Genomic DNA, 14,234 nt, shown 5'->3' on the forward strand with positions numbered 1-14,234 from the left:
CGATTCGGTTTCCTGGGAGGTGTCTAGAATTGGGCCCGTATACCCGTTTTGATGACTGAAACGTGCTCTGATTGGTGGTATTTCAAGCGAACCATTTTCCTGCCACAAAAGTAGAAATGAATGGCGTTGGACGAAAACTTCTGTGCCATTTTGATTTTCCGAACCCAACACTGGACTTCCTGTGGGAAGAATAATCGTGTTGGATACTTCGGGTAGATCAAATACTGGTGTCCCTTTGAAATTGCCTGGCGCACGTAGTTCAATCGCGAATGGGATGCATTGTCCGGTCCATGCGGTCGACTGATTGCACACGATCCGAGCCCCAATCAGATTCTCAGCGTAGCACTTGCATGCGAAAAAAATGAACATCGAGACGAGAGGTTTCACGGCGATCCCTCCGTTTTGATTGCCAGCTGATAGGCGAATTTAGCTTTAAGGAAGTCGCCCGGTTTGGTCTGAACTCGCCGCAACCACAATGCTTGTGCCGATTCCGGTGTGGACGTCGTAGAATCATCAATTTCGCTCTCCTCTCCGGCTTTATGCGATTTATCGTAGACAATTTCATCCGCGCCGACTCTTTGATCTCCCAGATCGCCTCCTGTCTGCTTTAATTGTTCGTATCTTGCTTCTGCTAAACTTAGGTTTTCTATTGCTTGAATCCAGTTGGGTCTGACTTCAAGGGCGTTGCGGTAACATTGAATTGCATCCTGATATCGACCTAACAGGACGAAGCAGTTCCCGCGATTGTATTCAGATTCTGGAGTGTGAAATGGTGAATAGAAGGATTCAGCCTGCTCGAAATCGCCAGCTCGATAATGAGCTGCTGCCTTCCAATTGGAGTTTTGGAATTCCTCAGCTGCTTGTTGAAACATGCGATTCTTATAATGCATGGTTGCGAGCTGATCTCGTGTGAGCCAGAGCGTAGACCAGCTAAAAGCCATCCATAGAAGCCCTGCTTTCATTCGGTAATTTGAGCTGAGGTTTCTCGTCGGAAGGGGAGCAAGGCGAATGCACAAATTATTGGAGTCAGATAATACCCGGCTTCTTGCCATTGCTCTTTGTTCTGCTCTACGTCTGCGATCGTGGCATGCTTCGATGACTTGATGATTTGTTCGATGTCAGCGTCATCGCTGCTCATCTCAAACAAATCCGCATGGATCGATTTTCTCAGAGAATAGAATGACTCGGATAAAGTAGATGTTACTGCCAGGATCTGTGTTTTAGGAGAGCCTGCTTTCTCAAATGCCTTCGCGGCTAATCCATCATCTTGATTCAAACCATCTGAGAGAATCAGAAGCGTTCCTCCTGGTGAAATTTCTCCTGCGAGAGTTATGGCGAGATCCAGCCGGTCCCCCGCTGATGGGAGAATGTCTGGCGATATTTCTGCTGCCATCTCCGCGACCACGGAAGTGTCTTTAGTCGGTGGCAGAACGAGGTGAGCGCTGCCAGCGTAAACGATCAAGCCCAACGGCTGTCCTTTCCTGGCTCTTGCGAGATCTTTGATTTTCAGCTTAGCGCGTTCGATCCGGCAAGGTGCTGGGTCTGCCACCTCCATGGAGCGATCTGCTTTGAGGAGGATCATCAATGGGCTCTCATCGCCTGCAAATGAATCTGGTTTTTTCTTCCATGTTGGCCCTGCGATGGCGGAGATGGTCATAAACCAGAAAGCCAGAAGTGGCCAATTTAGCGAACGCCGTGAATTTCTGGGATAGGTAAGAGCTGCAAGTAACTCGGAATCCATTTGCCTTCGCCAACCCTCCAGTGGATCGGTCTTGATTCTCCAAAACCACCAGATTGTTAGACATATTGGCAATAGCCAGAATGCTTCCGGTCGCAGGAAATGGAAGTTCACAATTGTCATGGAGTTGTGAGCAATTGGCCTGTTCGTGGATCGACACGGAGCGATCGATGAATTTGTACAGGTTCTCGACGAAATCTAGTTATCCTCCACTTTGAACCCAATGATATGCATATCAAAAGTGATAGAGGCAGATGGAATAGATCAAGCTTGGGACGATGGCTTACCGTTCTTATTTTTCGGGTCTCGACCTGATCCAATTCATGGTAAATTCCTTCGAGTTCCTCTCGGTTTGCAGCGAAGTAAAATTGGCCGTTTGTATTTTGTGCAACTTGTTCGAGTGAATCGAGATCAAGTTTGTCTTCCTCAACAGTGCCAGGGTCTCCGATCGCTACGGTGTGAATCCGAATGTCTCGCTGTGCTGCAATCCTTGCAGCTTCGATTGGAGGAACCTGGCTTTTTGTATCGTTCCCGTCGGTGAGTGCGATGATGGTTTTCGCAGGCGCATTCGATTCGTCAAAAAGATGGATTCCAAGTCCGATTGCATCGCCTAACGCGGTCCTTGGACCAGCCATGCCCACCGCAGACTCATCCAGTAAACGGCGTGATAAAGCCAAGTCAGTGCTGAATGGAGCTTGCAGAAACGGTGAATCGCCAAAAACGACGAGTCCAACTCGGTCACCTTTTCGCTTTATTACGAAATCGCCGACGATTTCTTTGACGGCGCTAAGTCGATCAACCTTCTCACCGGAAGCGTTGTTAAAATCCTCCTGGTCCATCGATCCTGATAGATCGACAAGCAGGAGTAGGTCCCGTGTGGGAATGATTTTTTCGACGGGGTCTCCTATCCATTGTGGGCGACAAAGTGCTGCCACGGCACAGACCCATATCAAAATGGGAGTAAGCCACTTGAATTGGCTTTTGACTTGTTGAGTTGGATTTGAAGCCATGGCCTGCTGAAGCCGTGCACCGAACGGCACCCAAACGGCTTGAGCCTTGTTAGAACTGGCTGGTAGGAGCCGAACCAAATAAGGAAGTGGCAGAAAAAACCAAAGCCAAGGGTGAGCAAAGATCAACATGGCGTGCGATGGGTATGAATCCATTCGATCGCAAAATCGCGTAGAATGCTGACCTCGGAAAGCGCGATGGATCGTTGGTAAAGATCAGTGCCGAGGATTTTCTGAACTCTAGGTGGAACTGAAATCGATGTTTGTGCCGCTAGCCAGTCGACCCATTGGTCGTTGTAGACTGTTGCAAGAGTCGTGCGCGGTGCTATCGCAAGTGCGGTCCTTCGCAAGATGCAGGCGATGGTATTTGCTGATTCACTTATCTTGATCTGGCGAATGGCTTCCCGGCGATATGCGGAAGATTTCCAATGCCTGTATTTCTTTAAAAGAAAATAGATGCCAATGATCAGGACGACCAATGCAAGCATAAGCCAGCCTGGTGCGAGTGGCCACCAGCCGACGGGTGGTGGCTCAACGATATCGTGCAATCGATCAAGGCTGGTGGTACGATCAGACATGGCTTCTTAAAGATTCTCTCAATTGATCGATTACGGGTTCGGATGTGCTGATTGGAAAAATCGGGATGCGTAGACCTCGGAAAATTCTGGTCCATTTCTCAGCCAGTTGCTGAAAGGATCTCTGGAAGTTTTGTTGAAATGACCGCTCTTGAGGGATTTGCCACAGATGCCCATTCTGAGTAGCGCGCATTCCTGAGCTGCCTTTTATTTGGGCTCCTAGCGGATCGTATACCGCAGCGATGATCAGATCGTTATGAGCATTCAGATTGATGGTGAGTTGATGGGTTAGATCATCCGCTCCTTCCAAATCTGAAATGAGAATGATTAGATAATCGTGATGTGCAATTTGGAGAACCGATTGCAGCACGGAATTCAGAGAGATTGTGGTTTCTGGTTCCCGTCTATCCGTTAGATCTTGATTGTATCGAACGATTTGCTGGAACAGACGCATCGCCTGGGAATGGCCGTGATTCGGGCGAATGGTTGTGATTTCCGAATCATTGAAAATCAAACCACCAATTCGTTCTCCCGCCTGAATGGCTCGCCATGCGACGAGTGCTGCCAATTCTGCTGCAGCGACCGACTTCATGGCACGGCGGCTCCCGAAGAACATGGTGGCGCGCTGATCGACTATCACAAGGACAGGGCGTTCACGCTCTTCAGTGTAAACGCGGACATGAGGCGAGCGCAATCTGGCTGTCGCCCGCCAATCGATGCTTCGAACATCGTCACCTGGATGGTATAGGCGAAGCTCCTCAAAAGTAAGTCCTCGACCTCGCAAGCGTGAAGCGTGGCGTCCCGATAGAATCGAGTTCGCGGGCTGATTTTTCGTGAATGAAAATCCATGAGCATCTGCTTTCAGCCCAAGCAGATGGTTGAGAGTTATAGTTACAAGTGCTTTGCTCATGACTAGAGGGCAATGACATGCTGCAAAAGTTCATCGATTACCGCAGTGCGGGATCTCCCCTCTGCTTCAGCTTCGTAGGAAAGGTGAATCCGGTGGGACAAACACGCAGGGGCGACTGCACGAATATCATCGGGACTGACGAAATCTTGATCATGAAGCCATGCGTGGGCACGTGCGGCAGCATCGAGTGCAAGCGTTCCTCTGGGGCTTGCACCCAGGCGTATCCACCTACCGAGATCTTTGTTGATTTTTGATGGCTCTCGAGTCGCAAGTACCAGATCGACCATGTAGGTTTCGGCAGCTTCCGCTACATGAACGGCGTTCACCTCATCGCGCGCGCTGAATGCCAAATCCTGACTGATTGGAGCGATGGGAGGTGGACTGGTCGTGGTTTCACTTCGGATAAGCCTTAAGATCGAGGCTTCGTTTTCAGCATCAGGGTAAGGGACATTCACATATAACATGAAGCGGTCCATTTGTGCCTCTGGCAGCGGATACGTGCCTTCCTGCTCGATCGGATTTTGAGTTGCCATGACCAAGAATAATTTCGGTAGTGAATGGGTTTTCCCCGAGACCGTCACCTGGCGTTCCTCCATCGCTTCTAGCAAAGCAGACTGTACCTTCGCGGGAGCGCGGTTGATTTCATCAGCAAGTATCAAATTGGAGAAAATCGGACCTTGCTGGAATTCGAATGAAGCAGTGGGTTCACGATAGATATCCGATCCTGTGACATCTGAAGGAAGCAAATCAGGGGTAAATTGAATTCGCCCGAAACTACTTTCGATCAGTTTAGAAAGGGTTTTGATGGAGCGAGTTTTTGCCACACCGGGTAGTCCTTCCATGAGCAAATGGCCGTTGGCGAGAAGTGCTATCAGCATGCGCTGAACGACCTGCTCTTGTCCAATGATCGCCTTGTTCATTTCGGCTTCGATCATCCGGAATGCCTCACGAGCACTCATTTTGAGGAGCTGGTAGGGAAAATCGTTTTCCAGTCGGATTTGATGTCCACGACCGTCCAGTATTTCGTTTCGGCATCGGTCCAGGCCTTGTCGAGTTTACCAATCGAGGAATTTCTATCATAGGCAAATTCACGATCTTCATCATTGTGATGTAGAATCATGCCAAACCGTGCTCCTTCACTAGAGGTCGTCCAATCGAGCATTTGATAATCTCCATCAGAATTCCCTGCGGCAAAAATTGGTCGACGGCCGATGTGCAAGTGGATGCCTGCGGGTTTACCCGGTCCGTCATCAATGAAGTCAAGCTCAGGGAGTTTGACAATGACTGGTGTGCCATCACGTATTTCGTATTTTGCCTTGTTCCGAGTTCCTACGACCTGTTCCGGTGGGATTCCGTAGGTTTCTTCTGCAAATACGCGGATGAAATCAATTCCACCTCCAGAAACGATGAAGGTTTTAAAATGCTCGGCACGCAGGTAGGCCAGTAGTTCTAACATTGGCTGATAGACCATTTCGGTAAATGGCAGTCCGGTCTGCGGATGCCTGGCGGATTTTAACCAATCGCGGACAACAATTTTGAATTCGTCATCCGTTAGATTGCCGTGCGTGGCCATCGCTAATGCAACGAGCGATTTTTCGTCCGCAGACAGGATCTTCTCGGGTTCTCCGCGGAGTACGGTGGCGAATGGTTCTTGTTCGGCCCACTCCGGATGTTTGGGTGAGAGTTGTTTGATCCGATCTAACAAGAACAGTGCCTGAAAATAGACCGGTTGTTCAGCCCACAGAGTGCCATCGTTGTCGAACACTGCTATGCGCTGGCTGGGGTCAACGTAGTCTTTTGAGCCTGCGGTTGTTACCTTTTCAACGAATGACACGATGGCTAGCTTTGATGGTGTCTGCCGCCATGAAGGTAGAGGATCAGCTTGCAACAGGGCAGAACTGAGAACCAGACAGAGGCAAATGAAGTTCTTCATCGCATTGCTGATGGATCAGGGTTTCGACCCTCCGTTGGGAGGGTCTATGGGGATTTATAACAAATCATTTTCCTTCAGCGCCTGAGCTAAGCTTGCCCATGACTTCGTCCAGATTGAATGAAGCGGGTTTTTGACGAGGAGGGAAATCCTTGAAGGTGGCAACCATCTTTCCGGCAATCGCCTGGCTGGCTCCACCAGCGAACTGCATTACACCCTCCATCCATTCGTAATACGTATTTGAATTGTGTTGCGCGCGTTCGAACGGGTCCATGCGAAGGTCGAAAATCAGGGGAATCCGCAAGGAGACAAAGGGATACATCCACACACCGAACTTGCTCGACTGTTGCTCCATGAAAACAAATTTCCAGCGATCGTAGCGCATTGCGACAAGCTGACCATCATCGTTCCAATAGAAGAATTCATGGCGCGGCCATTCTGGTGAAGTTGCAGTGCCTTCTTGATCTTTGATCACCTTCGGTGGGTCCGCTTTTGTAGGATCTAACAAAAATGGCAGAAGGTTGTAACCATCGAGATGAACTTTGTAATTCATGTCGCCAACCTTATATCCGGTGAGCAATTTCTCCTTGATGTCAGGAACTCCCACGGCCGCCATGAGGGTAGGCAACCAATCGTTGCTTCCAAAGATCCCGTTCAATACGGCGTCTGCCGGAATTTTACCGGGCCAGCGCACGATGCATGGAACTCGATATGCGCCTTCCCAGTTTGTGTTTTTCTCGCCACGGAAGGGAGTAATCCCGCCATCCGGCCACATATTGAAGTGGGGTCCGTTATCGGTGGTGTAAATAATGATGGTGTCCTTCGCGATTCCAAGATCATCCAGTTTTTTCAAAAGCATGCCGATCTGGTCATCGTGTTGAATCATCCCATCGGCATAAAAATTCAAACCTGACTTGCCTTTATACTCATCTGGCGGGTGGGTGACATAGTGCATGCGTGTCGTGTTGAACCAACAAAAGAACGGCTTGTCGGCCTTGACTTGTCGCTCGATGAAGTCTCCGGCGGCATCAAGAAATTCCTGATCCACCGTCTCCATGCGCTTTTTCGTAAGTGGGCCTGTGTCTTCGATTTTACCATCGGATGACGATCGGATCACGCCGCGTGGGCCAAATTTTTTCCTGAATTCTGCGCTTGCCGGATAATTCGGATGTTCAGGTGCTTCCTCCGCATTCAGGTGATATAAATTTCCGTAGAACTCGTCGAATCCATGATTCGTTGGAAGAAATTCATCGAGATCACCGAGGTGGTTTTTTCCGAATTGACCGGTGGCGTAGCCGAGCGGTTTCAGTAGCTCAGCAAGGGTTGGGTCTTCTTTTTGGATGCCGAGTGTTGAGCCAGGGATGCCGACTTTCGTCATTCCGGTCCTGACCGGCATTTGACCGGTGATGAAAGCTGCGCGACCGGCCGTGCACGATTGTTCCGCATAGTAGTCGGTGAAACGGATGCCTTCATGTGCGATGCGGTCGATGTTTGGAGTTTTGAATCCCATCATGCCATTGTTATTATAGCTGAGATTCCAGTAGCCGACATCATCTCCCATGATGACAAGGATGTTTGGCTTCTTGTCCTGTCCCGAGCCTGTGGCGGCGATTGCGATCGTCGCTGCTATAATGAGTCGACCTATAATCATTGTTCTACTTTTCATGATGCTGTTTTTTGGATTCTTGATTGAATGAACTTGTTGAGATTGTTTCATATTTCCCGAATTTTTCGTGACTTGGAATATTGGTGATGGATTCGAAATGGTTGTGATCATTTGCTGATTCGATTTAGCTCTTGGGAAATAGGAAAGTTATGCCAAATCGCAGCCCCCATTCAGGTCCGCCGCTGGGTTTGTCTAGATAGTAGCGGACTCCGCCAAAAAACTGCACTGGCTGGTTGCCGATGGTGACCAGCTGGCTCACGACCAGATTGATTGGAACCGTCCATTCTGAATGATTCCAATCATAGGTCGATTCGAGATTGGCCGTGTAGGTGGTTTTGGTGGATGTGATATAACTGGCAAACGGCTGGATGAATGTAGCATTCACATCGTCACGGTTTCCGTCTCCCGCGAAGCTCCAGAGATGATTGGTTAACATTCCATAGGTCCAGGATCCAGATTGCTTCAACACTACGCCGGTAGGACCAGTGCCCCATTTTTCAGAACCAAGGACCGAATCGGTAGCGGTCGGGATTAGGAAAACCGGGCCTAGTCCCCAGATCGGATCGCTCACTTTTGGTGAGAAAAAGAAGCTTTGCACCGTATCTCCCAGGCCAAACTCATCACTGGAGCCACCAGGTGTTATCCCTTGCTGATCAATCACCGGTAGAATCGTCCGTGAGATCAGATTCCAGTGTTCCGTCAACTCGAATGGTATGACCGGCTGGATATTGGTGGTCCACCGTGTGCCATCGCCTGGACCGATGCCGAAATCATAATTGCTCTGGATTGGCAGGCTGATCAGCGAGGCAACCGGGTTTGCCAGCTGCTTTGCCAGATCTGACTCTTCACCTAAGGCGGACGTGGCAAATGCCACGAGAAGGCCATGGATCATGGTTCTCATAATTGAATGGCATTTTCATGCGTTTCGCCATTCATGGATATAGAACCTTGGTTTTATCAATTCGAATATGTCATTGGAGGATTGCCAAATAAATTTCCCAAAATTTCAAGAAGTGGTGCCTGATCGATGGGTTTTGTCAGATAGGCATGGGCACCTAGCTGATTGACGAGCTCGGCATTTCCAATTTGATCGTGGCCGGTGATGACAATGATTGGAGGTGGGTTGGGGATTTTTGACATGCTTTCAAGGATATCAAATCCATTCATCACTGGCATGTGAAGATCGAGTATGATGGCTGAAATGCATTTGTCTCCCACCGCATCAATCAAGGAAGTGCCGTTGGCGAAGAGCACAATATCAAATCCCCGGGGCGCTAGAAGCCGACGGAGCGCGATTCGCATGTTCTCTTCGTCGTCGAGAATGGCGATGACCGGCGGAAGCCTTGGCATATCTCGAGTGGATAATGTATTCTCAAGGCGATGAAAATACTACCATCGTTTAATTTATCGAGTGTGCCGGTTCGATGTGCAGATCGCTCGCAGCTCTCACCAATTCGGCGACTGAAGGGAGTCCTGTTTTCTCGGTGATATGCATGCGGTGGATTTTTACGGTTTGCTCGCTAATCCCCAGCTCTGCCGCGATTTGTTTATTCAGCCTGCCGGCAATAACATGCCGGAGGACTTCCTGTTCTCGTGGCGTCAGGCTCTCGAACCGGCCACGTATTTCGGCATGTTCATGCGCTTCGAGCCTCTCACGGTTTCTTTGAATCAGAGCGAGCCGAAGTGAGTTGAGCAATTCTCCCGCATCGACAGGTTTTGTTAGAAAGTTGATCGCGCCGCCTTTCATGGCGCGAACGGTGGAGGGAATATCTCCTTCTCCACTGAGAAACACGACTGGCAGCAGGTTTCCTTTTTTGCGGAGTTGTTCCTGCAATTCCAATCCTCCTAGTCCCGGCATTTCGAGATCAAATACGGCACAGTCCAGTGCCGGTTCGCGGTGGTTCCAGAGAAATTCCTCCGCAGAGTGAAATCCATGAACTTGAAATCCGCGATTTGTTAGCAGCCGCCCGAGCGATTGAACGATACCAGGGTCATCATCCACAATACCGATGGTTGGTGTTTTCATGATCATTCTTTTAGGTTGATGCCATCGGTAACGAGATGATGAAGGATGCGCCTTCGTGTTTATTCGGTTCAGCCCATAGTCGACCACCGTGCGCGGTGATCAGGGTTCTGCAGATGCTCAATCCCAAGCCGAGGCCCTGGAGTTTGGTTGTATAAAATGGCTGGAAGATGTTTTCCGGATTGGTGGGCAGGCCGCAGCCACGATCTTGCACCGCGATGCAGACATCGCTGCCGTTTGTAAATGTCCGCAAGGTTATGGATCGCATGGAAGGATCATTTCTTTCCATCGCATCGCAGGCATTGACGATGAGGTTGAGCAGGACTTGTTGCAATTGCACCGACTCCATCAGAACCGGCGGTAGCTCGTGGGCGAATGATGTGGTGATGGAAACTCCGCGGCGAATCAGATCGCTATTCATGATCCGAAGGACGTCTTCAGCGTTTTCGTTTACATTGAGCAGCTGCGGTTTTTTATCGCCTCGGCGAAGCAGGGCACGCAGGCGCTTGATGACATCGCCAGCACGGCAGTCTTCGCGGATGATGTCGCTGATCATCGCCCGCAATTCGCCCAGATCCGGGTGATCGGATTCTAACAAATACTCCGCCGCTTGTGCGTTGCTCAGGATGATCCCGAGGGGCTGATTCAGCTCATGCGCCAGGGCGCCGGATAGGACGCCCAGGGAGGAGATCCGGGAAAGGTGGGCCAGCTCCTGCCGGTGCAAATCCGCGGTGGCTGCGGCCTCATAGCGATCGGTGATGTCCATGGAAGCGCCGTGGGCGGAGTATCCGCGACTGTTTCCACCGGATTGGGATCTGCCATGGGAGGCGATCCAGCGGGTAGAGCCATCATCACATACGATTCGGTGTTCCAGCCGGAATCCCTGACCTGCGGTGGCTGCACCTTCGATGACTTTGGTGACCCGCTCGCGATCGTCCGGATGCAGTCGCTGATGGACCAGTTTCAGATCGAGCGGACCAAGTGTGGGTAAATCAAAGATTTTACGGAACTGATCGGTTGCAACTACCAGGCTGGAATTTGCTTCGCGCCGCCATAGGCCGATGTGTGCCGCTTCTGCTGCCAGGGTGAGACTTTCATCCGCACGCCGGGCTTTTCTCCGCGCCGCCAGAAGTCCGATGATCAATCCCAACTGAACGATGATGATCAGCGCGACAAATAGGATCGATTCATAGTGTTCCTGCCAGAGGTTCGCCTCGTGCAGTTCACCCAGAAATGCAAATGCGGATTCGTCAGGGATTGGCTGAATGAACCAATCGGCCGATGTGCTTGAAAATTTAAGTAAGGCAGGGAACTGGGCAAAGTTCGGCCATGAATCCGCATCGGACCAATTCGGGGGGGACAGGTTTACCCGGAGCCGAATGATGAGCACTAGCGTATCATACAAAATTTTGTAATCTGGTCGATCAAATTCTAGTAATTTTACGCATCGCCGAAATCAGGATCGATGGCTTGTTTTGATCCGATTGAAAATAGCACTTGGCCGCTGTGGAGAGGATCCGCAGTCTTTTTGCCTCTATGACGCGATTTCGCCCCTGCATTGATCTCCACGATGGCAAAGTGAAGCAAATCGTCGGTGGCACGCTCTCCGATTCCGGTCCTGGGCCGAAGGAAAATTTCGTATCGGATCAGTCACCGGCGTCGTTTGCAGAGAAATTCCGCGCCGATGCGCTGACGGGTGGCCACGTGATCAAACTGGGACCGGGAAATGATGAGGCGGCGAGAAATGCACTGGGTGCCTGGCCGGGAGGGTTGCAGATCGGTGGGGGAATTCACGCATCCAATGCCAAGGAGTGGCTGGATGCGGGGGCGAGCCATGTGATCGTTACCTCGGCTTTGTTCGATGCGAATGGCAAATTCCTGCCGCAGGTGCTGGAGGATTTGGTGCAAACGATCGGCGCGGAACGATTGGTGATCGATTTATCCTGCCGCAAGGTGGGGGAGGGGTGGGTTGTGGCGATGAATCGCTGGCAAACGCTGACCGATTTGACCATTTCCGCCGAAACGCTCGATTCCCTGGCTCCTCACTGTGCGGAATTTCTCATTCACGCCGCAGATGTTGAGGGATTGTGCCGGGGAATTGATGCGGATCTGGTCGCTTTGCTGGGAAATTGGGGGAAAATTCCGATGACTTATGCAGGTGGCGCAGCCTCGCTGCAGGATGTGGAAGCCGTTCAGCAGGCTGGAAATGGCAAGGTGGATGTCACCGTGGGCAGTGCGTTGGACTTATTTGGCGGCACTGGAGTTCGTTACGACGAGCTGGTTGCGTGGAATCAACGCGATTTCTGACTGGATCGGGAAAGCGGTTGCAGCCCATGGCCGCCATGTCCTAGCCTGCTGCCGTGCCTCAACCGGATAACCAATCGTTTCCTCAAGAACCCTTGATCGACCCAGAGTTTCTCAAGTCGGTTTTTCGTTCGATGCTTCGTTCTCGGATTCTCGAAAACAAGCTGTCCAGCTTGTATAAAGCCGGGAAAATCGTTGGTGGTGTTTACCTTGGAAAAGGGCAGGAAGCGGTGAGTGCCAGCTTGGGCACCGCGCTGAACCCGGAAACGGATGTATTCTCCGCCTTGATCCGGGACCAGGCGGGGCGCATCGCATTTGGCGAGCCATTGCTGGATTGCACCCGCAGCTATCTGGGTTCGGTCGAGGGGCCGATGCGTGGCAGAGATGGCAACATCCACCGCGGTCGACCCAAGGAAGGCATGCCGGCGATGATTTCCCATCTTGGCTCACAGGTTTCGTTGGTGACCGGGATGCTTTTCGCCAAGCGGCTCAAGGACCCGACGAGCAGGGCCGTGGGCGCAACCTGCGTCGGCGATGGCGCGACCTCGACCGGTTCGTTCCACGAGGGGCTCAATGTGGCTGCGGTGGAAAAACTGCCATTGGTCGTGGTGGTGGCGAACAACCAATTTGCGTATTCGACTCCCAACTACCGCCAATTTGCCTGTGGCGATCTGGTCGAACGGGCCCGCGGTTACGGCGTGGGCGGATTTTCTGTCGATGGCACGGATTTGATCGCCTGCGCCACTGTCATGCGGGAAGCGGTGCGCCGTGCCCGCTCTGGCGACGGTCCGCAAATGGTGGTGGCACAGGTTTTACGCCTTTCCGGGCATGGTGAGCACGATGATGGCTCCTACGTGCCGGAGGATCTTCGGTCCGGGCATTACGGTCGCGATTGCATCGAAGTGGCGATCCGGCAACTGACCGACCGAGGAATTGTGACGGTCGATGAAATCATGGCTTGGCAAGAGCAGAATGCTGAAGAGGTTCAGCGGGCGGTCGCGCAAGCGCAGCAGGAGCAAGCCCCGGATCCCTATCAGGAAGACTGGAGCGCGCTTTCCACCCGATTTCCCCTTTGCCAATCCGGTAATCAACCCATCGCCCAGTGAGTGTAACTTATATCGACGCTATCCGTGAAGCCCAGGCAAAGCTGCTGGGCGAGGACGAACGCGTATTTCTTTACGGCCAGGACATCGCCAGTTTCGGCGGTGCGTTCAAGGCAACCAAAGGCTTGGCAGAAGCATTCCCGGGGCGCGTGTTTGATTCACCGATTTCGGAAGACGCGATGGTCGGGCTTGCGATTGGTGCCGCGATCGAAGGCATGCGGCCGATCGTGGAAATGCAGTTCGCGGACTTTTCGTCCATCGCTTTCAACCAGATCGTCAACCAGGCGGCGACCCATTACTATCGGACCGGCGTGCCGATTCCGATCACGGTGCGATTGCCCTCCGGCGGCACTCCCGGTTCCGGACCTTTCCACAGCCAAAGCATGGAAGGCATTTACGCTCAGTATCCGGGATTGATCGTGCTGACTCCAGCCACGGTTTCCGATGCCTATCACATGCTGATCGATGGCGTCGCCCTGGACGACCCGGTCCTCTACTGTGAGCACAAGTTTCTCTATCGCTGGCTGAAGGCGAAATCCATCAATGGCGAGCATCTGCCGATCGGTCAGGCACGCATTACCCGCCCGGGCAAACATGCCACGGTCGTGGCGTATTCCGCGATGGTGCACGAGGCGGTCCGCGCGGCAGACCGTTTGTTGGAAGAAAGTGGCTGGGAGATCGAGGTCGTTGATTTGCGATCCGTGAAGCCTCTGGACATGGACACTGTTCTTGCATCGGTGGCCCGCACGGGACGTCTGTTAGCACTGGGCGAAGCTTTCCCATGGGGCGGAGTGACGGCGGAAGTGGTTTCCCGGGTGACCGAAGAAGGGTTCCACCTGCTGGATGCGCCACCGCAACGGCTGAATGCCCGTGACACCCCGGTGCCATACCATCCCAAACTTTGGGCTGCCCACCGGCCTACACCGGAATCGATTTGTGACGCGCTGCGTCGACTGCTTTCTTTCTGAAAACCTGAAA

The 14,234-nt window shown here is 51.9% G+C and carries 15 protein-coding genes; 3 read left to right on the forward strand and 12 right to left on the reverse strand.

Going from position 1 to position 14,234, the window contains the following annotated elements; all coding sequences use genetic code 11:
* Positions 1-383: 383 nt before the first annotated feature.
* The 12 genes from JIN85_RS00750 to JIN85_RS00805 form a co-directional block, all read right to left on the reverse strand.
* Positions 384-962: a tetratricopeptide repeat protein gene (locus tag JIN85_RS00750; protein ID WP_200266591.1), complete on the reverse strand. Its 579-nt coding sequence runs from the start codon at positions 960-962 to the stop codon at positions 384-386.
* Complete coding sequence (locus JIN85_RS00755; RefSeq protein ID WP_200266593.1) at positions 959-1,657, reverse strand: VWA domain-containing protein; 699 nt, start codon at positions 1,655-1,657, stop codon at positions 959-961. The genes JIN85_RS00750 and JIN85_RS00755 overlap by 4 nt, the downstream gene beginning before the upstream one ends.
* 200 nt (positions 1,658-1,857) lie before the next feature.
* A complete protein-coding gene (locus JIN85_RS00760; RefSeq protein WP_200266595.1) occupies positions 1,858-2,901 on the reverse strand; it encodes a vWA domain-containing protein in 1,044 nt (347 codons plus the stop codon).
* Positions 2,871-3,323, reverse strand: a complete 453-nt coding sequence (locus JIN85_RS00765) for a DUF4381 domain-containing protein (RefSeq protein ID WP_200266597.1) — start codon at positions 3,321-3,323, stop codon at positions 2,871-2,873. The genes JIN85_RS00760 and JIN85_RS00765 overlap by 31 nt, the downstream gene beginning before the upstream one ends.
* A complete protein-coding gene (locus tag JIN85_RS00770; RefSeq protein ID WP_200266599.1) occupies positions 3,316-4,230 on the reverse strand; it encodes a DUF58 domain-containing protein in 915 nt (304 codons plus the stop codon). Before JIN85_RS00770 ends, JIN85_RS00765 begins: the two co-directional genes overlap by 8 nt.
* A 2-nt stretch (positions 4,231-4,232) precedes the next feature.
* The gene (locus tag JIN85_RS00775; RefSeq protein ID WP_200266601.1) at positions 4,233-5,189 is read right to left on the reverse strand and encodes an AAA family ATPase; all 957 of its coding nucleotides are present in this window, start codon (positions 5,187-5,189) and stop codon (positions 4,233-4,235) included.
* On the reverse strand, positions 5,186-6,163 hold the full coding sequence (locus JIN85_RS00780) for an HAD family hydrolase (RefSeq protein ID WP_234047151.1): 978 nt from the start codon (positions 6,161-6,163) through the stop codon (positions 5,186-5,188). Before JIN85_RS00780 ends, JIN85_RS00775 begins: the two co-directional genes overlap by 4 nt.
* Before the next feature lie 64 nt (positions 6,164-6,227).
* Entirely contained in the window at positions 6,228-7,826 is a 1,599-nt protein-coding gene (locus tag JIN85_RS00785) for an arylsulfatase (RefSeq protein ID WP_234047152.1), read from the reverse strand.
* Positions 7,827-7,950: 124 nt separating this feature from the next.
* Positions 7,951-8,718 carry a transporter gene (locus JIN85_RS00790; RefSeq protein WP_234047153.1) on the reverse strand — a complete coding sequence of 256 codons (768 nt, stop codon included), beginning with the start codon at positions 8,716-8,718 and terminating at the stop codon, positions 7,951-7,953.
* Positions 8,719-8,783: 65 nt separating this feature from the next.
* The gene (locus JIN85_RS00795) at positions 8,784-9,176 is read right to left on the reverse strand and encodes a response regulator (RefSeq protein ID WP_200266607.1); all 393 of its coding nucleotides are present in this window, start codon (positions 9,174-9,176) and stop codon (positions 8,784-8,786) included.
* A gap of 49 nt (positions 9,177-9,225) precedes the next feature.
* Positions 9,226-9,852: a response regulator transcription factor gene (locus JIN85_RS00800; protein ID WP_200266609.1), complete on the reverse strand. Its 627-nt coding sequence runs from the start codon at positions 9,850-9,852 to the stop codon at positions 9,226-9,228.
* Between the two features lie 10 nt (positions 9,853-9,862).
* Positions 9,863-11,254, reverse strand: coding sequence for a sensor histidine kinase (locus tag JIN85_RS00805; protein ID WP_200266611.1), 1,392 nt, complete (start codon positions 11,252-11,254; stop codon positions 9,863-9,865).
* Positions 11,255-11,385: 131 nt separating this feature from the next.
* On the opposite strand from JIN85_RS00805, the gene hisA reads away from it, so the two are divergent.
* The 3 genes from hisA to JIN85_RS21835 all read left to right on the forward strand — a co-directional run bounded on the left by hisA (position 11,386) and on the right by JIN85_RS21835 (position 14,224).
* Positions 11,386-12,156, forward strand: a complete 771-nt coding sequence (gene hisA / locus JIN85_RS00810; protein ID WP_200266613.1) for a phosphoribosylformimino-5-aminoimidazole carboxamide ribotide isomerase — start codon at positions 11,386-11,388, stop codon at positions 12,154-12,156.
* A gap of 131 nt (positions 12,157-12,287) precedes the next feature.
* A complete protein-coding gene (locus JIN85_RS00815) occupies positions 12,288-13,259 on the forward strand; it encodes a thiamine pyrophosphate-dependent dehydrogenase E1 component subunit alpha (RefSeq protein ID WP_200266615.1) in 972 nt (323 codons plus the stop codon).
* Positions 13,256-14,224, forward strand: a complete 969-nt coding sequence (locus JIN85_RS21835) for a transketolase C-terminal domain-containing protein (protein ID WP_200266617.1) — start codon at positions 13,256-13,258, stop codon at positions 14,222-14,224. Before JIN85_RS00815 ends, JIN85_RS21835 begins: the two co-directional genes overlap by 4 nt.
* Positions 14,225-14,234: the final 10 nt, after the last annotated feature.

The sequence above is a fragment of the Luteolibacter pohnpeiensis genome, assembly GCF_016595435.1.
GTDB lineage: Bacteria > Verrucomicrobiota > Verrucomicrobiia > Verrucomicrobiales > Akkermansiaceae > Luteolibacter > Luteolibacter pohnpeiensis.

Bases quoted from the DNA above. Each gene is read 5' to 3' on its own strand.
- JIN85_RS00780 (WP_234047151.1), bottom strand. From the start codon at position 6,163: ATGAAGAACTTCATTTGCCTCTGTCTGGTTCTCAGTTCTGCCCTGTTG.
- JIN85_RS00815 (WP_200266615.1), top strand. From the start codon at position 12,288: ATGCTTCGTTCTCGGATTCTCGAAAACAAGCTGTCCAGCTTGTATAAA.
- JIN85_RS00775 (WP_200266601.1), bottom strand. From the start codon at position 5,189: ATGAGTGCTCGTGAGGCATTCCGGATGATCGAAGCCGAAATGAACAAG.
- JIN85_RS00800 (WP_200266609.1), bottom strand. From the start codon at position 9,852: ATGAAAACACCAACCATCGGTATTGTGGATGATGACCCTGGTATCGTT.
- JIN85_RS00790 (WP_234047153.1), bottom strand. From the start codon at position 8,718: ATGATCCATGGCCTTCTCGTGGCATTTGCCACGTCCGCCTTAGGTGAA.
- JIN85_RS00750 (WP_200266591.1), bottom strand. From the start codon at position 962: ATGAAAGCAGGGCTTCTATGGATGGCTTTTAGCTGGTCTACGCTCTGG.
- JIN85_RS00755 (WP_200266593.1), bottom strand. From the start codon at position 1,657: ATGACCATCTCCGCCATCGCAGGGCCAACATGGAAGAAAAAACCAGAT.
- JIN85_RS00795 (WP_200266607.1), bottom strand. From the start codon at position 9,176: ATGCCAAGGCTTCCGCCGGTCATCGCCATTCTCGACGACGAAGAGAAC.
- JIN85_RS00770 (WP_200266599.1), bottom strand. From the start codon at position 4,230: ATGAGCAAAGCACTTGTAACTATAACTCTCAACCATCTGCTTGGGCTG.
- JIN85_RS00760 (WP_200266595.1), bottom strand. From the start codon at position 2,901: ATGGATTCATACCCATCGCACGCCATGTTGATCTTTGCTCACCCTTGG.
- JIN85_RS00785 (WP_234047152.1), bottom strand. From the start codon at position 7,826: ATGAAAAGTAGAACAATGATTATAGGTCGACTCATTATAGCAGCGACG.
- JIN85_RS00765 (WP_200266597.1), bottom strand. From the start codon at position 3,323: ATGTCTGATCGTACCACCAGCCTTGATCGATTGCACGATATCGTTGAG.
- hisA (WP_200266613.1), top strand. From the start codon at position 11,386: ATGACGCGATTTCGCCCCTGCATTGATCTCCACGATGGCAAAGTGAAG.